A 21,404-nucleotide genomic window follows, 5' to 3' on the forward strand; every position below is an offset into this window, starting at 1 on the left:
GGTTGGGTTCAGCTATTCAAAACTCCTTTTCTGAAACCCTTTCATATATATCGCAGTTGGAAATCTAAATTCAAATCTGAAAACACAGCCGTTAATGTTGTTTAAAATGTATGTTTCGAAAGGAATTATTCAAAACCCATTGAACCTCCTCGTCGTGTAGACGACGAGGAGGTTCAATTAAATAATGTGCTAAAATAATTTTAAGTTAATTATTTGATTATTCTTCCAATGAAGAACCGTATATCCTCATATCTTTCAAGATAAAGCAAAAATTCCGCCTCAGCAACATCTGAAATCTCATTTTTAAGTTGTGATGCTGATGATGTCAACCCGGATTTTGTACCTTCATTGTTAGAAACATAGCCAATCTTTTTGTCTCCAGAATATACTGCTATCGCATCACTGTCAAACTCATTTTCAGGTTCCTTTACAAGCCTTAACGGTGATTTTTCAATGAGTGGAACATTACCATAGTGCTTCCTTCCTGTTATTGTGAAAAGCTCATTTTTCGAGTATTTGCTTAATGTTTCAAGATTATTATGGTATTTCCTTTCATAGTCAATGTAAAAGTTGATTGAATCCCTCAGTCCGAGATACTTGTTTATGTCCTCTTCACTGTTTTCACCTGGAAGAGTCCTCATTGCCTTTACGATTTTGTTGTATGCCTCATCCAGCATATTCCTTCCATCACTCAATTCTTTTGACCTTTCAAGCAACTGGGCTGCCCAGTCATAGAGCATTCTTGCCTTGTTGTCATAAACAATATTTGCAGGTGACAGTTCAAGTGACCTGTTGTAGCATCTTTCGGACTCTTCAAATCTTTTCATGGCTTCAAGGATAATTCCCTTTCGGTTCCAGTTAGTTGCATGCCTATCATTCAAATCCAATGCCATATTAATGTAGTTAAGCGCTTCCTCTTCCCTGAAATCCATATATAAGTCATATGCCTTTTTACCGTATTGATCAGGTCTAGAGTCATAACTTCGAGTGTTTTCATCATCTTCATCGTTTCCGCCATGACCCCAGTTTTCCGGCTCCATGCTCCCGCCATTGGCATCATCAACAGGGTCACCTATTTTCCATTCCCATGTCATTAAAATCACCTTGTTTAAACATGTTGAGTTTCTGCTCTACCATATTTTTATAATACTGTATCTTGATGGTATCCTATTTATATTTTAATCATGACATATGCATGAATGAAAAAGAAATGGTAAAAAAAGTTAATCTTTAGAGTAAATTAAATGTGAGAAATGACCCCGCTGTAACGGGGCCACTAGTCACTAAGGATTTTTGTCATACGTTTGCATTTATTTGAAAAATCTTTTTTTCAAAAGAGTAGTTGCAAATAAATAGGCATATGTCCCACCCGCCTAACCCTAAAATAATGAATCTGGTTCATTATTTAAATATGCACATTGTTTCATCCCTGTTCATGTCATGATACAGTTCCGCCTTGGCTTCATCGAAATCGATGACCTGCACCATGTCATATATCTCATCATTTAACCCAAGATTGATCTTTTCAAGGACATTCTCATAGTCATATAACATGTCCCTGTTGAACTCGATTTTCTTCTCGTTTTCAAATAGCGCACCGTAGTATATCTCAGCTTCCACAAGGTCCTGGAACATGTGGCTTCCAAATGAAAGCTCCGGCATATATCCGACTTCACTGTATGCCTCCTCTAGAATCGCTGAGAAGTGACTGATGTCTGCAAACACCACAGGTATTCCGAGTTCTGGAGAGGATGTTCCGATTCTTCCAGGAACAATCAAAATTGCAGTTTTGTCATTGTCCTTGCAGTATGTGTTGACATCACTTATGACTCTTGAAAGGGAGCTTTTCTGGGCATATGGGTATTCATAGTACTTGTGAGGGTCAACGTAGCATATTGTGTCGATCTTGTTTTTCCTGGACATTCCCATTGATGATTCCTTGATGTGGAAGAAGACGTTCTTGTCCTCTGGCATCTCAATGTCCTCATCATTGACGGATACCTGGAGCGGACGGCACTGAAGCAGGTTGATATTGAATGAGTTGTCTTCACCTACATTGACTGTGTATTCTATGTCAACAGGATAGTCATAGGCGGTTTCAAGTGTGTTTAGAATGTCCTTCATGACATCAACGAATTCGGTGTTTTTAACGAATCCCTCACAGTTGACAAAGACTATCTCCCTAGGACGTCCACGGTCACGAAACATCCTTTCGGCTTCACGGTCATGCTCAACAAGGATTCTTTTGGCATATCTTGGAATGACCTCAAGACCCTCATCCACCGGAATGTCATGGAGGCTGATGTTTTTCAGGTCAATCACATCAAGGTAATGCTGTGAATACCTGTGCTTTTCCTTGATGTCCTTTGTAAGGGTGACTTCAGGCTTGTCGAGATTGATGATTCTCGGATAGTCCTTTTTGGTCCTGTCAACCGCCTTGGTACCTAGACCCATTACGAGTCTCAGCATTCCCTTGCTGTTGTCCATGTCCGGAAGCGGGGAGTACGGACTGTATGAAAATCCAACCCCTGCTACGGTTGGGAAGAAGTAATCCCCATAATATGAACCGGATACTCTCTGCACGAGAAGGGCCATCTGCTCATCGGTATCGTCAAGACCATTTATTTTCCTATATTCCAAAGCGGAAATGTTCATGGTACTTGAATAGACCACCTTCACCGCTTCCTCAAAGGCCTCAAGACGCTCTTCAAGGCTTCCACGGTTAACACAGAACACTGACTCATACTTTCCAGCAAATGCATTTCCGTATCCGTCCTCAAGGAAACTGCTTGACCTTACGATGATCGGGTTCTGTCCGAAATAGTCAAGTATCTGGATGAAACCCTTCTTGATTTCATCGGAAAACACTCCGTTTTTCAAGCCTTCCTCAAGTTTTGCACCGTATTCATAATAGCCTTCCTCGGTTCTCTGTTTAACCCTAAGGTCCCACAGGTCATTAGAAACGATATATGTATAGAAGAGGTCTGAACCTATGTAAAAGGAGTCATCCGGCTCAAAGATGTCATTGTATATGTCCGGCCGGTTCCTTTCAATGATTTTTCTTGCAAGTAGCATACCACATGTCTTACCTCCAACGAGTCCGCTTCCCACACGTCGGTCGTATATTGAAATGTAATCCTCGAATGTGAAGTATTCCTTGATTTTGGAAAGCATCCTCTCGTCCTTGGTCATCATGAGCTCGCAGATTTTATCGCACTCATCGTCCATGTTCCTTCCTTCCTCATACTCCCTTCTCACCTGGAGCATGTACCTTTCCCAACTGTCCAGTGTCTGGCCGTTCTGGTATATGTCGGAGTTGATTGTCTTGTAGTATTTGCTCAGCTCCTGACCGTCCTGAAGAACCTTGACGGAGCCGGTGTTCAGGTTTAGCTTGTGTCCTAGAAACATTGTCTGCGAATACCTGTTCCACACCTTCAACGGTGAGAAATAGATTTCATCAGTTGAATTGGAGTACACATTGAGGAAGAGCTGTGTTGTTTCACGAATCTTCGCTATGGCATCATAGGAGTGTCTTCCACGAATGATTGGGAAGTATGCTATGGTGTCAAGCTGGAAGAGGAATGGACAGGTTACCTTGAAGAAGTTTCCCATCATCAAATCTGTTGACCATACCGCCTGAAGGTCGCTTAGACAGTCAAACACATAAAATGCGTCACGGCCTTCCTTTTCTATGATCCTGTGAACCTCAAGGGTGAATGTCTCGAACTGGTTGTACGGGTTGACCTTATATATCTTTATTCCGTCACGTTCAATCATGCAGAACTCATTGTCTGAGTTTTCCTCCTCGATTTCAAGCAACCTGAAATCCTCATCAGTCATTTCAATGAGTGGCGGATGATTGGCAAATCTCATATATATCAAGTTTCTGTTATCCTTTTTTGCCTGCTTCACGTAAGGGTCGACGAAGTAGGAAAACTCATTCAAGTTTGTAACGTTCCAAACTACATTATCCCCTAAACGGATATTGTCAAGGGCCGTATCAAGCCCGGGTATTCCTGATTTAGCTCTTTCAAATGCTGCCATATTAACGTCTCCTAATGCTGTTTGCTCACCATAGGCACACCGGTCAATTGTGATGCATCCATTGTCAATGCGACAAGGTCTTCACGCTCAAGGTTTTCAATGTCGGTGTTACCTGCCTGCTGTGTAAGTGAGGTCACTTCCTGTGTCATTGCCTCAATATAGTTAGCCACCTGCTGGCCTTTCCTTATAGGATCAAGTCTTCTTCTAAGCATCCTGTCCTGTGTAGCTATACCTTTAGGACATATTCCTTCAGAACAGGATTGACAAACCTTACATCCAATGGAAATCAATGCGGATGTTGCAACGTATACCGCATCTGCACCTAAAGCAATGGCTTTTGCCACATCGGCACCAGACCTTATTCCTCCTGCGGCCACAAGACTGACCTCGCTTCTGAGATTGATTTCTTTTAATGCGTCATCAGCCTTTACAATTGCCTCGATTGTTGGTATACCTGCGTGTTCGGTTACAACTTCAGGTCCTGCACCTGTACCGCCCTGCATACCATCAACAACAATGATGTCAGCTCCAGCCTTAGCTGCAATCTTCACATCCTGCTCTACTCTTCCTGATGCGAACTTGACGATTATCGGCACTTTCCAGTCGGTGATTTCCCTCAGCTGGTCGATTTTCATTCCAAGATCCTCAGGCCCCACAATGTCCATGTGCCTTGCAGGACTCAATGCGGAAGTTCCCTCTGGAATATTACGCACCCTTGCAACTTCCGCTGTCACCTTGTGGGAGAGAAGGTGTCCACCCATACCGGATTTTGCACCCTGACCTATTTTTATCTCAACCGCCTCAGCATTGTTAAGGTATTCTGCAGAAACACCGAAACGGCCTGATGCATACTGTGCAATCAACTTGTCAGCGTAATGGCGCTCTTCCGGCAGCATTCCCCCTTCACCAGTATTGGTTATTGTTCCAACCTTGCTGCTTCCAATAGCAAGTGCCATCTTTGCCTCCTTGCTTAAAGCACCAAAGGACATTGCCCCAATCATTATTGGAGTGTCAATCTCAATAGGTTTTTCTGCAAACCTATCCCCTAAAACGACTGAAGTCTTGCATGTTTCCCTATATGAATCGATTGGAGGCCTTGACACCTGTGCCGGAAGAAGGCTCAAGTCATCGAATGATGGGATTTTCCTGGTCAAACCGCAACCTCTAACCTTATAAGAACCGGTTTGGCTTTTACGTTTGATTTCAACCATTGTTGAATTGGACCATATTCCCCTTCCCTCATCGGCAAGAGGCCTTACATATATCGCATGTGTAGGGCACATTTCCTCACAGATCTTGCATCCGACACAATTTTCCTGATGAATTGGAAGAGGCTCGTCATTGATTACCTCATAAACGTCATGCGGACAGTTGGAATAGCAGCTGTAACAGTTTTTACATGCGTCATGCTTTGGATTGTCACACAGATACCAACAGCAACCCGGTCGGTCATTGCTCTGCTTGCATATCTCGATTTTACGCTCTACTGTAAATGACATCTATTCCACCTCCCTTAAAGCCTTGAATACCGGACATACGGAATACTTGGTTCCTCCGGATTTTATAACATCATCAATTGCATTTGTTAACTTTGCATAAGGTTTCCATGCCAAATGGTCCTGCTTGTCAACTATTAATGCGTCAGTCACAATCTTGTTTGTTAAAAGATAATCGATTAATGTTGTTACAATGGATCCGTCCTGTCCCTGAGTGTGCTTGAGGGATCTGACAGTGAAAACCTTTATATAGTCTCCTATCGGCTTTGAATTGTCGTTTCGCAAATCCTCGGGTATGAATGTTCTAGGACATACCGCAAAGCATGCATGGCAATCTTCAGGACATTCCCCTTTCATTATAGGTTTGGTGTCATCAATTCTGATTAGACTGTCAGGACATGCATATTCACATGCTCCGCAAAGAACACATGCTCCAACGTCTATGACATTTGCTTTAAGGTCCTGGAAATTGGATTGGGAAATGTCTGCGGCTATTGAATCATCTGATTTAGTCCTTTGATAGAGCACCGGTCTTGCAAGAAACTCTCTTCTTTCAACAAATTCAAGATTCTTGTTGATTTTGCTTTCAGCAATCCTGTTTAAAAGCTTGAATTGTGATTCTGTGAAATCTTTTGCTTCAATGAATTCCTGTTCAAGTGCGCCTTCAATTATCTCCTCACCCTTTTCGGTTCTCACAATCACTGTGGACCATCCATCCTCTGAACCGATTGATCCGATTGATAGGTCTGAGGTTTCAGAGGTTAATTCAACGCAAATGTTGCAGTTTTTCCTAATTATCCTTTTTGCGTTTGAAAGCGGAATGTTTATTGTATCCTTGGTTTTCAAAAGTAAGCTTACATAGCCCTTTTCTATCCTGAACTTTTCAATGTCATCCATTTTAAGCCCATATTCATTTAGAAGGTTTACAAAGTACTTGTATGAAAAGTTCTCCATACAGAACAGGCCCAGTTTTACGTCAATGGGGCTGTCTGTATAGTGCTGCAGTTTTGATGCTGCCATTATCTCACATGGTGTTCCAACCATTGCTATTCTGCGTTCACTCATATTCTCACCCCTATTGCATATTCACTATTTTCTTGAAATTACCGTAATCCTCATCAGTCAGATCAAAACCGTATTCTGTGAGGATTTCTTTTAACTCACTTAAGTCATCTTCAGTGGTTTTCTCCATTACTGCATTCTTTCCAAGGCTTTTGACGTTACCAAGAACAAATATTCTTCCCCTCATGATTGACTCGCCCACATCATCAGTAACGTCCCCAAGTATTATGAGTGTTCCACCCATCATGAGAAGTCCGGTCATGAATCCGCTGTTTCCGCCTATTATGACGGTTCCGCCTTTCATGATTTCTCCTGTTCTTGAACCGGTGTTTCCTTTAACCAGTACTGTTCCGCCGTATATTCCCTGACCTGCACCGTCACCGGCAGTGCCCTCAATGACAAGTTCGCCTTCTGTCATGTTGTCACCGGCAAACCAGCCTGCATTGCCGTTGACGTGTATTTTTGCACCGTTGACCATGGTTCCAACAAAATAACCTGCAGATCCGTTGATTTCTATATCAACATTCTCACTCAATCCTGCACAGATGTTGTGTTCTGATTCGGGATTGTTGATTATAAGCCTGTCATGGGAGATAGCCTGTTCCTTTATGGTGCGGTTAAGTTCCTTTACTTCCATATCCTTAGCGTCAATAACATATTCACTCATTGGCCATTCCCCCTATATTGTATAAGCCCTTGTCTCGCCTGGAGCGATTTGCTCTATCTCATCGGAATCTGTCACGTCATGCAGTGCCATTTCCTCTGATGCAACAGCGAAAATCTCATCGGTTTCAACCATTACACCCGGCCTTAATCCAAGCTTGTCCTTTGCGATGCCTATTCCGTTTGGTGTTCCGACAAGTATTGAGAACGGACCGTCAAGGTCAATTACCGCTTGGTCAAGTGCCTCTTCAAGCTTATATCCCTGGTCGAGCTTGTCTGCCATATAGTGAACAATGCATTCAGTATCGTTGAATGATTCGAATGTGTGTCCTTTACGCTCCAATGGGTCGCGTATTTTCCAGTAGTTGGTGATTTGACCATTGTGCACCACGGTAATGTCCGGGATGATGTAACTTTGATATGGGTGTGCATGGTAGCGGTCAACTCCACTTTCTGTTGCAAAACGGGTGTGTCCGATACCGTGTGTTCCCATCCTGCTTGCAACATCGAAACGTTCTGCAATGTCCTTTACCTTTCCTACGTCCTTGATCATCTCAAATGAATGTGAACCGTTTATCACCCTCACATTGTCAAGCTCGTCAATCTCCCTTATGCATGGTTTCAAAAGGGAATACTCATCCAGTGCTATTTTGCACTTGTACACGTCTGAGTCTCCAACGGACTCGATTAATTGCTCATCCAATACCGGTGTAATCTGGTTCAGCAATGATTTGAGATTTTCCAGTGTTCCTCTTTTTCTTTCAACCTGAATGTTTAACTGATAGTAGTTTTCAGGAAAATCCAAACTGCCGTACAGTGCATATCCTGCTGAATCAGGACCCCTGTGCTGCAGGGATTCAAGCATTGATGTCAATGCTTCTCCGATATTATGAGATTTTTTATCCTTGTATATTACACCTGCTATTCCACACATTTTCTCTCCTCCAAAAAAAACATGTGAATATACATTTCTGAATGCTAAAAAGAATTATAAATATGATTTCATATGCCCATTAAATCATGTCAATCCATATGCCTAAAATAATAATCATGAAATTGATAGTAGTTTATCCCGATAAATATCCTAAAATTACCATATGCCTAATAATTCCAAAATCACAAAAATCCTTTTAACTTCATACACATATATTCATCGGTCTCAATCTTTTTTTGTTTTTTACAAACCTCCAAATTTATATTAAATGGCGGTTAAATCAAACCGCCATCTCGATCAAATAAAGGAAAAATAATTACACGTTCAAGTACTCATCTCTTTCGTAGTCGAATACCTGTATTCTGTATGCATCCCATTCAGCCCTCTTGATGGTGTAGAACTGATTGAACACTTTTTGCCCAAGAGCGTTTTTGACAACCTCATCCTCTTCCAATGCATGATATGCTTCCCAAAGGCTTGTAGGTAAGCTGTGGATTCCTTTAGCTGCAATTTCGTCTTCAGAGAATGCGAAGAGGTTCTCTTCTGTAGGTTCGCCAGGGTCAATCTTGTTGTCCATACCGTCAAGGCCTGCCTCAAGCAGCACTGCAAATGCAAGGTAAGGGTTACATGATGGGTCTGCTGATCTGCACTCGATTCTTGTACCTAATCCACGGGATGCAGGAATCCTCAAGAGTGTTGACCTGTTCTTGAATCCGTAAGCGATGTAGCATGGTGCCTCATAACCTGGTACAAGACGTTTGTATGAGTTCACTGTCGGGGAAAGTATTGATGACAATGCAGGTGCATGTTTCAATAATCCTCCGATGAAGTACCTTGCCTCCTGTGAGATTTGGTTTTCAGCGTCAGGGTCATAGAAGATGTTTTCACCGTTCTTGAATAGACTCTGGTTACAGTGCATTCCGCTTCCGTTGATGCCTAGGAATGGTTTTGGCATGAATGTTGCCTTGAATCCAAGTTTATTTACAAGTGCTTTTACAGCTTCCTTGAATGTGATTACAGCATCTGCTGTTTTTAAAGCGTCAGCATATTTGAAGTCGACCTCATGCTGTCCTGCTGCCACTTCGTGGTGGCTTACCTCTACATTGAAGTCGAGTTTCTCCAATCCTAAAACGATTTCCCTTCTTATGTCGGTACCCTGATCCAATGGCTCAACGTCAAAGTATTCAGCCTCATCAGCAGGGATGTAGTTTCCGTTTTCATCCTCCTTGATGATAAAAAATTCCGGTTCAGGTCCCATGTTGAATTGGTATCCTCTTTTTTCTGCAAGCTCAAGGGATTTTTTAAGAACTCCCCTTGGGTCTCCATCATATGGTTTTCCTTCTGTTGTGAAAATATCACATATAAATCTGCTGGTTCCTTTTGATTCAGGTCTCCATGGAATCATTGAGAAGGTGTCAATATCAGGTTTTGCAAGCAAGTCACTGTCGTTGATTGATGCAAGTCCTGCGACGGATGATCCGTCAAAGAGCAATCCGTCATTAACAATTTCTTCTACGTCATCGGCTTTTTTGAGTGGTACGGCCATGCTTTTCGGTAGTCCATGTATGTCTGAAAATTCCAGTTTCAAGAATTTTATATCGTTTGTCTCTATTGTCTTTATTATTTGATCTATTTTTCTATCTTTTTCTGACATTTTTTCACATCTTTTGAATATATTATTCATTTAGTTGAATAATATGGAAAGTGGAAAACCATTCTGACTAAATGAATTTTTATAAATACATAGTCGGAAGGAAACTTCCTTCCGATTAATAGTATTGAAGATATTATATATAAATGTTTTGAAAATATTGAACAAAATGTAAAACAAACCTTCCGAAAAACTATTGAAAAAGAAAAGTATTGGCAAAAAACTTTTTAATGTAAAAAAAAATTAATCAAAGCATAATACTGGTTTCAAAATATTTAAATAATATTCATAACATATTCATTTCCAATGCCGATTACAATATTAAAAAAAGTGTGGGATTACTGCAAAAACGATAAGAAATTTCTTGTATTAATACTCGTATTGATAGTCGCTTCAAACTATTTGGAAAACTATTTTATAAAGATGATTGACTACTCGAGCAATCATATACTCGTTCTTATTTCAAGTGTGCTGTTGTATATAATACTTGTTTTCATAGTAGGATATGGAATATCAATTACAAATGACTGGATTAACAACGGTACAAGATTGCCTAAAATAAATTTCAGAAAAATAGCATCATATGGAATCAAGGGAACTATCGTAATCTTTATTTTCTATGAAATCCAGGCACATATTATAGACATTGTATGCCTTCCGCTGCATTTTCCAGAATTCGACTTGGAAGAGCTGCTTGTAAACCTGCCTGAAACATTGCACATGCTCCACGCCCACAACCCGGTAGATTTCGCAATATTTCTCATTGCAGGATCAATACTATTCTATCTGACCGGATTTTTCATGGAAGTTGCAGTGGCAAAATTAGCCGATACAAACAGTTTCTGGCACTCATTTAACCTAGTGTCAATCTTTAAGGACATCCATTCCGTTGGATGGACATTCTACGCAAAGGAATTCACCATGGTGCTTCTTGCAATGGTGATACTCACATACTTCCAAAACGTCCATGTCAACAATGCCACAATAGATTTTATAATAACCAATGTATTTGAATTTGGAATATATGTAACTCAGTTTATAGGTGTTGGAATTGCATATAAGCATATTAAAGAAAAAGCAATGGAAAAAAACAAGGAAATACACTGATTTTACAAAAAATAATTAAAAGTTTAAAAAAAAATAAAAGATTATGGGAAAAGAGCAACTCCCATAGCTTCAATCATTGATTGAACACCTAAAATAATAATAGCCACTCCACCGAAGATTTCAATGTAATCTGCGTATTTGATAGCTACTTTTGTTCCGTATGTTCCAATCAGGAACCATATGATTACAGCAATTAAACTTAAAGCCGCTAAAATATATGGGTCAACATGTGCAACGGCACCCTGTGACGCTAGAATCAGGTTTTCTATGTTTCCAAAAATCAGTAAACCGGAAAACTGGGCATAATCCTTAAGATTAACCATTGTTCTCACCACTCTTATGTCTGAGGTTATGGACAGCGCCCTGAATTGACTGGATACCTAATATGACGATTGCAAGACCGCCAATGAATGTGATGTAGCTTGAATATTGCATAGCCACTTCTGTAGCAACAGTTCCAATAAATAACCATATGATTACACAAATTATACTTAATCCCCCTAATATTTTAGGGTTAACTCCTTGAACAACACCCTGAGATGCCAGAATCAAGTTTTCTATGTTTCCAAAAATAATTAATCCTACGAAAGGTAAGAATTGTTCTAACAAATTATCACCACATAAATATTACATTTTATTATATTTAAACATTTATTTAATTATTAAATGCAATCTAAACAATAGCTATTTTTTAAGTTCGTCTAGTTCCTGTCACACCAATTAATCTTAATTAAACCTTTTAAATCGCTGATTTAATATTTTATTATCTCCAGAGATTTCACTTCAAAAATGTAATGTTATTGTGTAAAAAAAATATCAGGCAATCCATTTTATTCAAAAAAACACTGTTATACGCCATACTTAATTGAATATACTTTAAGAAAATTTACTAAACTTATAAAAATTTTCAAACATTTATATCAATTAAAAAATGATTTAAATAAATAATTAGAGATATTATAACAAATAAGCTTTAATATTCCCTTATTTTTTAATGAAATGGTGAACTTATGATAGACATAGTATACATATTAAATCAGGTTGACAATGTACTGTATTTTCCAATACTGATTATTGTTATGGCAGCCGCAGGACTTTATTTTACATTCAAAACACGCGGAGTACAGATTCGATTGTTTGTTGAATCATTGAGAATTCTTTTTGAGCCTTCAAAGGAAGAAAATGCTGTTTCTTCACTTCAGGCAATGCTGGTTTCAACCGCTTCAAGGGTTGGAACTGGAAACATCATCGGTGTTTCAACGGCGATATGTCTTGGTGGGCCTGGAGCATGCTTCTGGATGTGGATCATGTGTATCATAGGCGCCTCTTCAGCATTCATTGAAAGTACATTGGCACAAATCTATAAAAGAAAGGATGAAACAGGCCGATATTATGGAGGTCCCGCATATTACATCAAGCATGCATTGCACCAGCACAAGCTGGCTGCACTGTTCTGCATATGCCTTATAGCAACATATGCTGTCGGATTCAATCTATTATGCTCATACAACCTACAGTCCACTTTCATGGATTACTCTTTTTACCATCCGTCAACAACACCAATCATCATTGGTGCAATCCTTGCTATCCTGACCGGATACTGTCTTTTAGGAGGAGGAAAGAGGATTGTGAAAGTTACTGGTACAATTGTGCCTTTGATGGGAGTTTCCTATGTTATCGTGGCATTGATTGTGATACTTGTCAATTATGCCAACATTCCATCAATGTTTATCCTGATATTCCAGGATGCATTCGATTTCAAATCCATTGCAGGAGGAATTGTCGGATCATGTCTTGTATACGGTATCAAAAGGGGACTTTTCTCAAACGAGGCAGGTGTGGGTTCAGCACCTAACGCATCAGCATCCGCTGACGTTTCACATCCTGCAAAACAGGGACTTGTGCAAACACTATCCGTTTACATAGACACATTGCTTTTATGTACTGCAACCGCATTGATGTGTCTTTCCACTGGTGTTGCAAGAGATGCAGCGGTTTCCGGTGCGCCATATGTACAATCAGCAATAGGAACAGTATTCGGAGCGGCAGGACCAATATTCATCACAGTTGCAATGGTATTGTTCGCATTCACAACACTGATTGGAAACCTATATTACGTTGATAACGCATTGACTTTCCTGAATCATAACAAACAGCCATCTGAAAACTTCATGAGAATATTCTATGTATTTGCTACACTCATCATTTTTGTCGGAGCAAACATCCCAATGGATGCAGCATGGGCAATGGCGGACATTACAATGGGACTCATGACCCTTATAAACCTTCCGACATGTATGCTTTTAGGAAAATCCGCATTCGACTGCCTGAAGGATTATGAAAGACAAAAGAAAACAGGCGCAGAACCGGTGTTTGAGGCATCAAGCATCGGCTTAAATCTGGAAGAGCTTGACACCTGGAAATGATTCAATCATTTCCAAAATTCTTTTTTTTAAACTAATACCTTAACCGCTTCATATAATAGATAAACCGCACCGATGATTACCAACACTGCAAATATCTTTGGAATGTATTTTGTTTTCAAAATAAGTTTTTCCAAATCTATTTTTGATATGAAATAGCTTAGGACAAACAATGTCAAGGCAAAGCCGATGCAGTAAATAATTATATTCAACACGGCATATGCCGGGTCATTAGAGCTGACCAATAATGTAATCAGAGATATGAGATATCCTGTATAGCATGGTGCCCAGGCAATGGATGTGATGACTCCCATCAGATAATTAGATTCCCTATTCATGTTGGATATGCTTTTGAAGCTGAACTGGTAATCTGAAAGCATGAGTATGCCAACAATCAAAAGGATTATTGCTGATATAAGCCTTACATGTGCAATATAAGTGTAAAAAACAGTAGTGAAAAAGCCGGTTAAAAAGATCACGGCTATGAAAATTGTAAGCAATCCTGCGATGAATGAAATCAGATCTGTTTTGGATTTGGACTTTAAGCTAACCCCTACAAATATCGGCAGTATGGGAAGTATGCAAGGAGAAAGTATTGAGATTACTCCTGTTGTAAATGAGATTAATGGAAGAATCTCCATTTAAATCTCCTTAATGACATCTAGAAACTCATCTGCAGGAAGGTATCCGTCAATCCTATTGATTTCAGACGCATTTGAATCCAGAAATACGATGGTTGGTGTTCCAACAACCCTTAATTGCCCTGCAAGTTGAGGTTCCTGGTTGACGTCACTAACAGCAACTATATACTTTTCATTCAATTCCTTTTGAACGTTTTCATCGCTTAAAACATCATTTTTAAAAAGGTCGCAGTAATAGCAGCTGTCCTGGTCAAATACAAGCATCACTGTCTTGTTTTCCAATGTTGCATTATCCAATGCCTGTGTTATATTTGATGTTGCATTCAATCCCTCTGCAATTTGAAATGTGTCCTCGCTGAAAACAGCTGATGTTGAAACAGCAGCTACAAGAATTAAGAACGCAACAAAATATATTTTCAAGTTTTTCATTGTATTCACCAATCTTTAAATTCACCACTTGTCATATCAACATTCAATGGAGTTAAGCTAGGCCTTTTTTCAACAAGCAATGCATAACCATCACTTCCCTCCTCATATTCACTGACAAGGTCCGGCGTAATCATTATTAAATCCTCATTTTCCTGATTTTCATCCAATGGATAGTTGAATATTTCCGCCTTTTCCTGTGTGGTATTGTCTATTACCATCTTGTCAAGCATTTTAGGTGAGAGATGTGTTATTGCAACCTCTTCTGATTCATAGTTTGATGGCACGTTGAGATTGAATAAGTCAACACCTTCAGGAAAGCCCTCATCAATTATTTTAAGGACAAGATCATGCAATACCCTCTTTGTCAATTCGAAATCATAATTAATATGCCATTCACCGTTTTCATCCTTCTCGTATGCGGTTTTCGGATCCATGAAAAGTGAAACGGCAATAGCCGGAATGCCTAAACTAACTGCCTCCAAGGCGGCACATACAGTACCGGAAGATGTGATGTCGCAGCTGATATTCACACCCTGGTTTATGCCGCTTATGACCAAATCGGGCTTTTCATCCATAACATATCTTGCACCTACGACTACTGAGTCTGCAGGACTTCCTGAAACAGAATAGGCGGGACTGCCATCTTCAAGCTCACAGGAATTAAGCTTTAAATGTTTGAATAGTGTTAATCTGCGCCCGACACTGCTGTTGTTCTCATCAGGTGCTACAACAGTGACATTGGCTATATCTTCAACCGCCTGTTTTGCAGCAAGTATGCCCGGAGCATTTACCCCGTCATCATTGGATATTAAAATGTTCATGATATCAAACCTTAATTATTATTATCAATCTTCATATATTAATTCATTGGTTTTGTTTCATTGTTTCAATTTGCTCGTCACGGCTTTTCAACTTTAATGTGAATACAAATGCAATCAATGCAACAATTGAACCTAAAACCAGGCTAATCTTATATCCCAAAATGCCTAAAAAGGATGCAATGATTCCTCCTATCAATGCTCCTCCAATCAGTTGGCCCGCACTTGAAAGCATGTTCACTATCGCCTGGCCCGCACCCCTCTCATATGGTCTTGTTTCACTTAGTACAATATATCTCAATGGTGCCCCGATGATTGTTACAAGACCTACACCGACAAGGCATCCTGCAATGATGAACAATATGAAATCGTTGGGATAAACTGCAATGACAATCAATCCAATGGCCAAAAGTATTGTTCCTATTGACATTATTTTACGTGAACCGACAGAATCAAGGATTTTACCAAGAATTGGTGCTGCAACCGCATTTGCGCCTAAAATCGGAATGAGCATCAGGCTTGCGTACTGGTCGTTCAATCCCATTGAAAGAATAACAAGTGACGGGATGAAAATCGCTGATGAGTACACTATCCCATATGATAATGTTTCTATGCATGCAATGGTGATTTCCCTGTTTTTCAAAAGATGAATCGCCACAATTGACTCATCTGCTCTTTTTTCTATTTTATAAAAAACAGGTATTAGAACAATGAACATTAATAGGAATGGTGCCACATTCAAGGAAAGCAGGCTTTCAATGAATCTGCTTGAGTCAATCTGATTCAGACCATATGCCAAAAATACCGCAAGCAATGTGAGTATTACGATTCCCAAGTAATCGATTTTCAATTTTCTTCGGTTTTCAAATTCAGGAAGAATGTAGAACGCAAATATTATCAGGAATATGCTGATTGGAATGTTTATTGTAAAGCACCATTGCCATCCGAATGGTATTAAAGCCGCACCGACCAACGGACCTCCAATGGCTGAAATTCCAAAAACGCTTCCAAGAATCCCCAATGCCTTTCCCCGTTCCTCAAGTGGAAATGCATCACCGATGAATGCTCCTCCTACCGGAAATATTCCTCCGCAGCCGAATCCCTGTATGACTCTTCCAAGAAATATTGACTCAATACCTGTGGAGAATGCAATGAGACATGATCCGATTCCAAAAAGAATCACGTCCATTATGAATATTTTTCTTCTGCCGTAGAAGTCTGAAAACTTTGCCATGATTGGTGAGCCAATCATGAATGCTATTACGAATAATGTGAATATCCAACTTGATTCCCGGCTGGTTAGTCCGAAGCTGTGCTCTATTGACGGCAGCACGGGACCTATTATTCCTGTGTCCAATGATCCCATGAACACACCGATTAAAAATAATATCAGTATAAGATTTCTTGTTCTTGCATCAAGGTACTCGTTTTTCATGTTATCATATTGAATTTAACAAATCGTAAAGTTCAGGTATTGCCTGTTCGAACTTGACGCCGTAGGTGTGGGTTTCATCGCCAATTGTCTTTTCAATTGCCTTTTTTGTGAATTCCCCAGCTATCTTGGCGGCGGCTTCCGGTGATTTTCCAATCATAACCGATCCGACAAATGATGAGGCAAAGACATCCCCTGTTCCATGGGACATGTAGTCGACACGATCATTGTAGACTATTCTGATTGATGAATCGTCCTTGTCGAGAACTATCATTCCCATTTCATTGTTGTCGTTTTCATAGCCTTTCAGTATCACATATCTTTTGGTGAAATCGGCCAGTTCCTTTGCCATTTCAAGCATTTCATCTTTTGTGAATTTCTCCTTCCATGGTCTGTGGAGTATATAACAGGCTTCTGTGGTGTTTGGAAGAATATAGTCTCCCAATTTGCACAGCTCCCCCATCTTGTCGGCGAATTCCTGGTCGAATCCATTGTAGAATTCCCCATTGTCCGCCATTGCAGGGTCGACAAAAACAAGTCCTTGTTGTTTTAATCTTGAGTTGATGATGTCTTTTATGTAGTCTAGCTGTTCTGCTGATGCAATGAATCCTGTGTATATTGCATCGAAATCTATCCCTTCGCTTTCCCAATGCCTTCGAATGGCCGGAAGGTCATCAGTCAAATCCCTAACTGTATAGTCAGTGAATCCTGAAGTATGGGTTGACAGCACTGCTGATGGAAGAACAGCAGTTTCTATTCCGAAAGCTGATATTACAGGCAATGCCACTGTTATTGAGCATTGACCGTAGCAGGACAAATCTTGTATTGTTAGAATTTTAATGTTTTCGCTCATTTTTTAACCTTAATTTTTTAGTAATCCCTTATTTTAATATTATATCATAATGAATTATTAATATTTCTAATCAATGAAAAGTTCAATTTCATATGAAACGATTATACGATTTGATTATTGTATAATCAATTGATATAATCAAAGTTTTGATGCTGTATATTGACTTGATTAACATCTGCTTTGTTTTAATCAATCACATATTCCATTTAGTGAAACTTTTTTTCAAACCAATATAGTGCTAGCAATATAAAGAAAATGCTTTACTCGATTTAAATAATTACTATTATAAACTTTTATATATGGGGAAATTTCCTCAAAAGAATTAAAAGGGAGAAAAAATGTTAAAGAAAAAGCACATATTCATATTACTGCTTTTAATGGTTGGACTATTGACCATATCATGCGCAAGTGCAAATGAAAACACAACAGACATCATAACCAATGATGATATTGGTGCAGATGACGTTGCAACTGCCATTGAAGAAGATCCAACCATTAATGCTGCAGATGAAATTGAAACACAGGAAACACTATCAAGTGAAAACAATGACAATAAGCTATCCATGGACGAGACAGAGGAGATTTTAGAATCACCATCATATTACGATTACAGCGTTTGGGTTGATGACTCCACCATACACAACTGGCAAAAGGAATCAATCATAATTCATGTTGACCCATCAACTGGTTATTATGCATATGATTTTTACATAAAGTTTTTTGACTCTGAGGATAATGAAATACACTCACAGAACATTTACAATACAAATCCATACACCTCAATCAAATACAACATTCCCGCCTACGATTTTGACCCTGGAACATACACCATCAAGCTGGTAAACTATGAGGATGGTGAATTGATGGACACAGCAACATTGACCGTCATCAGCGATCCGTTCTATGCAGTATTTTCCGCAGGTAACTACAATGCATACTACAATTCAGGAGTAACCTACACTATCAGGGTAACCGAAAAAGGAACCACTAGCGGTTTAAGTGGAGTGAGCGTCAAGATTGTGTTCACAAACAGCAAGAAGACAGTGACAAAATACTACACAAGCGACAGCAACGGATACATTAAGTTTGTCCCACCTGTGGGTGTTGGAACATACAGCGTAACCATCTCATCCAACAATGCTCATGTCATTGCAACTGCACTTAAAAAGACCGCTACCGTGAAAAAATCCTCAGTAACCATGAAAGCGTATAAGGCTAAAGCTTACCAAGGCTACAAGCTAACCCTTAAGGCCACTGTTAAAAGCCAAGGCAAAAACGTTAATGAGGGTAAGGTCACCTTTAAGATAAACGGCAAGTCATATACCGTTGCAGTTAAAAACGGTGTTGCAACCAAAAAAATAAAGCTTAAAAAGGTAAAATCATACAAATACACCGCAACCTACAAGGGAGACAACTTCAACAGCAAAAAGGTAAAGGCTAAAGCTGTCGTCAAGAAAAGGTATGCAACAAAGATAACTGTTAAAAACCAGAAAGGCTACATGGGCAATAAGAAAACAATAACCGTTAAGGTTACCACCAAAAGCGGTAAGAAAGTGAAAAGTGGATATATTGATGTTGGAGGAACAGGAACATATTCCAAGGTCAAAAATGGTAAGGCCAAACTGTATGTGAGTTTCAGCGGAAACTATCAGGGATATTCCGGCTTGACCCTATACTACAAGAAAAGTGTCAGCAGCAAATACAAGCTCAAGTACATTCCAAGCAGCTTGAAATACAAGTCAAGCAAAAAGAAAATTAAAATCACATCCAAGTTCAGATGTGACATGTGCGGCAAGAAATCCAGCCATTCACATTACATTAACGGATACAAAATTAAAATACACGTATATTAAGAGGTTCAAACCTCTTAACTTTTTTTCTTTTTAAATATCAAATCACCAGCATATGCAAGCACTGCAGATACGATTATTGCAAGCAGTGTAGGGCCTAAAAATATTGAATCCATGGATAGGGTGATATTATAAACTATGAACCCTGCCAGCCATGCAAACATGTTCCAATACCATACTCTTGAGTCGCTTAAATTGTCCTTTGAGATATAGAATGACACTAGAAGCACCGCAGCCATAGGTGCAAAGACTGATGCTATGAGATATAAAAAATCAATGTAGTGATCCATTATACCTGAAATTGCAAGCACAGCACTTATTGCACTTACAATCACTCCCACAACTTTTGGATTTAACTTATTATATATTACCTTTGCTGATTCCCCTGCGGAATTGGCGGCCATGAAGTTTGTTGTTATTGTCGAAAGCACAACGATAATGATACCCACTGTTCCAAGGTTTGCAAGAAGTATTGCCTGTGCAATGGTGTAGCTTGCCCCGATATTTGCTATCTCAATACCTATGAAGTACATCCAGAGGCTTGCAATGGTATATGCCACCGCTGAGAGAACTGTTGCCTTGACCGGTTTTTCAACATCCTTAGTATAGTCTGATATTACCGGAAGCCATGATATCGGCATGGCTATTGATATTTCAAAAATGTTCCAAAAGCCAAGTGCAGTTGAATTTAACGGCAATGCTTCTGTTGAAGCGTATCCTAAAAGTTTAAATGACAACACCACTAACAATACTGTAAGGATTGTCATTATAACTGTTGTGACCTTCTCTATTCTTTTAAGTCCAAGATATACCCATAATGCTATGAGTGCTGCAAGGAAAACACATGTCAATGGGAATGATATTGGAAGGTTAAGGCTAGCAAGGGCTGTTGCACCCTGTGAGTTCAAAACCGCCACCCATGCGACAAGCTGCAGCACATTTAAAGTGGCGAAGAACTTGGATCCGTACCTGCCGAAAGTGGATGAGGTCATCTCCATTGCATTTTGTCTGATTGATGCACCGATGTATCCCACCAAAAAGAGAAGTATTCCACCTAATATATGTCCTAGGATTAATGGAAACCACAGTGAGGACAGTGATGTTGTGGCTCCAATTCCTATTCCCGCCTCGATTTCAGAAACGGAGATTGCAACTCCAAACCATATTATTGCATTTGATAACAGTCCTGTGCGATTTTCCATATTATGTCCCTCTTTAAATTATTGATATATTGGTTTAACTTTTTATTATATTTTAAAGAGGAACTATATAAACATAACGACTGTTATAAAAAAATTGAAATAAAAAAATTCAACCATGAGGTTGAATGATTAAAAAATGAAAAACTGCACAATGAACAACACCAAAAGAATCAGGAATCCCAATCTAGCGAATTTCTGGTTTTCGGCATTGCGGTTAATGAACAGCAAGGCAGCTATAATGACCAACAACAGAAAATTGACCAAACGCAAAGTAAACACTAAATCCATGTAATCACCTCTATAGTTAATCATTTGAAACCAACACTTAATATAATTTGACCAACATAGTTAAGAATAGGTGATATAATGAAAACATTCAAAATAGCAATAATCGCTTTATTACTATTGGTTTTAAGTGTTGCATTCGTATCAGCAACTGAAATCTCCGATTTCAATGCGCCAAAGGGATTTGACGAAGGATTCGGAGAATCAATGGACAATGAAGATGATTTCTCAATAGTTCTTAATGACTACGACAAGGATTTTGACGAAGACTTATTCAAAGGAGACCATTTCCATCAAGTGACCGTCAAAGGAGATCTTGCAGAATTCAATGACACATTCAATGATGAAGCGGGCGTAATGGAACTCATCAAAATCGGTAAAACATACTATGTTGTAAAATGCAAATACGCTGAAAACACTGATCCATCCAAAATAAGCGACTGCACCAAATACCTAGAGGAATTCAACAAGAAAAACGACTTGAAACCTGAAAAAATTAAAGTTTAAATATTAT

General features: G+C 39.4%; 20 protein-coding genes. 5 read left to right on the top strand and 15 right to left on the bottom strand.

Features of this window, described 5'->3' with window-relative positions; genetic code table 11:
* Positions 1–209: 209 nt before the first annotated feature.
* The 7 genes from E7Z78_RS08965 to glnA all read right to left on the bottom strand — a co-directional run bounded on the left by E7Z78_RS08965 (position 210) and on the right by glnA (position 9,853).
* The gene (locus E7Z78_RS08965) at positions 210–1,094 is read right to left on the bottom strand and encodes a tetratricopeptide repeat protein (RefSeq protein WP_303724828.1); all 885 of its coding nucleotides are present in this window, start codon (positions 1,092–1,094) and stop codon (positions 210–212) included.
* A 307-nt stretch (positions 1,095–1,401) separates the two neighbouring features.
* Complete coding sequence (locus E7Z78_RS08970; RefSeq protein ID WP_303724829.1) at positions 1,402–4,044, bottom strand: PEP/pyruvate-binding domain-containing protein; 2,643 nt, start codon at positions 4,042–4,044, stop codon at positions 1,402–1,404.
* Positions 4,045–4,055: 11 nt separating this feature from the next.
* Positions 4,056–5,543 carry a glutamate synthase-related protein gene (locus E7Z78_RS08975; protein ID WP_303724830.1) on the bottom strand — a complete coding sequence of 496 codons (1,488 nt, stop codon included), beginning with the start codon at positions 5,541–5,543 and terminating at the stop codon, positions 4,056–4,058.
* Positions 5,544–6,605, bottom strand: a complete 1,062-nt coding sequence (locus E7Z78_RS08980) for a Coenzyme F420 hydrogenase/dehydrogenase, beta subunit C-terminal domain (protein ID WP_303724831.1) — start codon at positions 6,603–6,605, stop codon at positions 5,544–5,546.
* Positions 6,606–6,615: 10 nt separating this feature from the next.
* Entirely contained in the window at positions 6,616–7,269 is a 654-nt protein-coding gene (locus E7Z78_RS08985; RefSeq protein WP_303724832.1) for a tributyrin esterase, read from the bottom strand.
* Between the two features lie 12 nt (positions 7,270–7,281).
* Positions 7,282–8,199 carry a glutamine amidotransferase gene (locus tag E7Z78_RS08990; RefSeq protein WP_303724833.1) on the bottom strand — a complete coding sequence of 306 codons (918 nt, stop codon included), beginning with the start codon at positions 8,197–8,199 and terminating at the stop codon, positions 7,282–7,284.
* Between the two features lie 316 nt (positions 8,200–8,515).
* Positions 8,516–9,853 (bottom strand): type I glutamate--ammonia ligase, encoded by a 1,338-nt coding sequence (gene glnA / locus E7Z78_RS08995; RefSeq protein ID WP_303724834.1) that lies wholly within the window; start codon positions 9,851–9,853, stop codon positions 8,516–8,518.
* Between the two features lie 303 nt (positions 9,854–10,156).
* Here glnA and E7Z78_RS09000 point away from each other — a divergent pair, with 303 nt between their 5' ends.
* Positions 10,157–10,957: a DUF4013 domain-containing protein gene (locus E7Z78_RS09000; protein WP_303724835.1), complete on the top strand. Its 801-nt coding sequence runs from the start codon at positions 10,157–10,159 to the stop codon at positions 10,955–10,957.
* A gap of 41 nt (positions 10,958–10,998) precedes the next feature.
* Here E7Z78_RS09000 and E7Z78_RS09005 read toward each other — a convergent pair whose 3' ends face one another.
* Positions 10,999–11,280 carry a hypothetical protein gene (locus E7Z78_RS09005; RefSeq protein WP_303724836.1) on the bottom strand — a complete coding sequence of 94 codons (282 nt, stop codon included), beginning with the start codon at positions 11,278–11,280 and terminating at the stop codon, positions 10,999–11,001.
* Positions 11,273–11,566 (bottom strand): hypothetical protein, encoded by a 294-nt coding sequence (locus tag E7Z78_RS09010; protein WP_303724837.1) that lies wholly within the window; start codon positions 11,564–11,566, stop codon positions 11,273–11,275. Before E7Z78_RS09010 ends, E7Z78_RS09005 begins: the two co-directional genes overlap by 8 nt.
* Positions 11,567–11,967: 401 nt before the next feature.
* Between E7Z78_RS09010 and E7Z78_RS09015 the strand changes: the two genes are divergently transcribed.
* Complete coding sequence (locus E7Z78_RS09015) at positions 11,968–13,383, top strand: sodium:alanine symporter family protein (protein WP_303724838.1); 1,416 nt, start codon at positions 11,968–11,970, stop codon at positions 13,381–13,383.
* Positions 13,384–13,409: 26 nt separating this feature from the next.
* Here the strand turns inward: E7Z78_RS09015 and E7Z78_RS09020 are convergent, their stop codons facing one another.
* Genes E7Z78_RS09020 through E7Z78_RS09040 form a run of 5 tightly spaced genes read right to left on the bottom strand, consistent with a single transcriptional unit; the run spans position 13,410 to position 17,553 of the window.
* Positions 13,410–14,021, bottom strand: coding sequence for a cytochrome c biogenesis CcdA family protein (locus E7Z78_RS09020; protein ID WP_303724839.1), 612 nt, complete (start codon positions 14,019–14,021; stop codon positions 13,410–13,412).
* Positions 14,022–14,450, bottom strand: a complete 429-nt coding sequence (locus E7Z78_RS09025; protein ID WP_303724840.1) for a thioredoxin family protein — start codon at positions 14,448–14,450, stop codon at positions 14,022–14,024. It abuts the gene before it with no gap.
* Between the two features lie 5 nt (positions 14,451–14,455).
* Positions 14,456–15,271, bottom strand: coding sequence for a 5'/3'-nucleotidase SurE (surE, locus tag E7Z78_RS09030; RefSeq protein WP_303724841.1), 816 nt, complete (start codon positions 15,269–15,271; stop codon positions 14,456–14,458).
* A 43-nt stretch (positions 15,272–15,314) separates the two neighbouring features.
* Complete coding sequence (locus tag E7Z78_RS09035; RefSeq protein WP_303724843.1) at positions 15,315–16,703, bottom strand: MFS transporter; 1,389 nt, start codon at positions 16,701–16,703, stop codon at positions 15,315–15,317.
* A 4-nt stretch (positions 16,704–16,707) separates the two neighbouring features.
* Positions 16,708–17,553: a pyridoxamine kinase gene (locus tag E7Z78_RS09040; RefSeq protein WP_303724844.1), complete on the bottom strand. Its 846-nt coding sequence runs from the start codon at positions 17,551–17,553 to the stop codon at positions 16,708–16,710.
* A gap of 338 nt (positions 17,554–17,891) precedes the next feature.
* Between E7Z78_RS09040 and E7Z78_RS09045 the strand changes: the two genes are divergently transcribed.
* Positions 17,892–19,406 (top strand): Ig-like domain-containing protein, encoded by a 1,515-nt coding sequence (locus E7Z78_RS09045; RefSeq protein WP_303724845.1) that lies wholly within the window; start codon positions 17,892–17,894, stop codon positions 19,404–19,406.
* Between the two features lie 14 nt (positions 19,407–19,420).
* Here the strand turns inward: E7Z78_RS09045 and E7Z78_RS09050 are convergent, their stop codons facing one another.
* The gene (locus E7Z78_RS09050) at positions 19,421–20,605 is read right to left on the bottom strand and encodes a cytosine permease (protein WP_303724846.1); all 1,185 of its coding nucleotides are present in this window, start codon (positions 20,603–20,605) and stop codon (positions 19,421–19,423) included.
* A 136-nt stretch (positions 20,606–20,741) separates the two neighbouring features.
* Between E7Z78_RS09050 and E7Z78_RS09055 the strand changes: the two genes are divergently transcribed.
* A complete protein-coding gene (locus E7Z78_RS09055) occupies positions 20,742–20,897 on the top strand; it encodes a hypothetical protein (RefSeq protein WP_303724847.1) in 156 nt (51 codons plus the stop codon).
* Between the two features lie 74 nt (positions 20,898–20,971).
* Positions 20,972–21,397: a hypothetical protein gene (locus E7Z78_RS09060; protein WP_303724848.1), complete on the top strand. Its 426-nt coding sequence runs from the start codon at positions 20,972–20,974 to the stop codon at positions 21,395–21,397.
* Positions 21,398–21,404: the final 7 nt, after the last annotated feature.

The organism is Methanobrevibacter thaueri (assembly GCF_015062915.1).
In the GTDB taxonomy this organism is placed as follows: Archaea; Methanobacteriota; Methanobacteria; order Methanobacteriales; family Methanobacteriaceae; genus Methanocatella; species Methanocatella thaueri_B.

Coding starts and splice junctions, on each gene's coding strand:
- E7Z78_RS08965 (WP_303724828.1), bottom strand. CDS start 1,094: ATGACATGGGAATGGAAAATAGGTGACCCTGTTGATGATGCCAATGGC.
- E7Z78_RS08970 (WP_303724829.1), bottom strand. CDS start 4,044: ATGGCAGCATTTGAAAGAGCTAAATCAGGAATACCCGGGCTTGATACG.
- E7Z78_RS08975 (WP_303724830.1), bottom strand. CDS start 5,543: ATGTCATTTACAGTAGAGCGTAAAATCGAGATATGCAAGCAGAGCAAT.
- E7Z78_RS08980 (WP_303724831.1), bottom strand. CDS start 6,605: ATGAGTGAACGCAGAATAGCAATGGTTGGAACACCATGTGAGATAATG.
- E7Z78_RS08985 (WP_303724832.1), bottom strand. CDS start 7,269: ATGAGTGAATATGTTATTGACGCTAAGGATATGGAAGTAAAGGAACTT.
- E7Z78_RS08990 (WP_303724833.1), bottom strand. CDS start 8,199: ATGTGTGGAATAGCAGGTGTAATATACAAGGATAAAAAATCTCATAAT.
- glnA (WP_303724834.1), bottom strand. CDS start 9,853: ATGTCAGAAAAAGATAGAAAAATAGATCAAATAATAAAGACAATAGAG.
- E7Z78_RS09000 (WP_303724835.1), top strand. CDS start 10,157: ATGCCGATTACAATATTAAAAAAAGTGTGGGATTACTGCAAAAACGAT.
- E7Z78_RS09005 (WP_303724836.1), bottom strand. CDS start 11,280: ATGGTTAATCTTAAGGATTATGCCCAGTTTTCCGGTTTACTGATTTTT.
- E7Z78_RS09015 (WP_303724838.1), top strand. CDS start 11,968: ATGATAGACATAGTATACATATTAAATCAGGTTGACAATGTACTGTAT.
- E7Z78_RS09020 (WP_303724839.1), bottom strand. CDS start 14,021: ATGGAGATTCTTCCATTAATCTCATTTACAACAGGAGTAATCTCAATA.
- E7Z78_RS09025 (WP_303724840.1), bottom strand. CDS start 14,450: ATGAAAAACTTGAAAATATATTTTGTTGCGTTCTTAATTCTTGTAGCT.
- surE (WP_303724841.1), bottom strand. CDS start 15,271: ATGAACATTTTAATATCCAATGATGACGGGGTAAATGCTCCGGGCATA.
- E7Z78_RS09035 (WP_303724843.1), bottom strand. CDS start 16,703: ATGAAAAACGAGTACCTTGATGCAAGAACAAGAAATCTTATACTGATA.
- E7Z78_RS09040 (WP_303724844.1), bottom strand. CDS start 17,553: ATGAGCGAAAACATTAAAATTCTAACAATACAAGATTTGTCCTGCTAC.
- E7Z78_RS09045 (WP_303724845.1), top strand. CDS start 17,892: ATGTTAAAGAAAAAGCACATATTCATATTACTGCTTTTAATGGTTGGA.
- E7Z78_RS09050 (WP_303724846.1), bottom strand. CDS start 20,605: ATGGAAAATCGCACAGGACTGTTATCAAATGCAATAATATGGTTTGGA.
- E7Z78_RS09055 (WP_303724847.1), top strand. CDS start 20,742: ATGAAAAACTGCACAATGAACAACACCAAAAGAATCAGGAATCCCAAT.
- E7Z78_RS09060 (WP_303724848.1), top strand. CDS start 20,972: ATGAAAACATTCAAAATAGCAATAATCGCTTTATTACTATTGGTTTTA.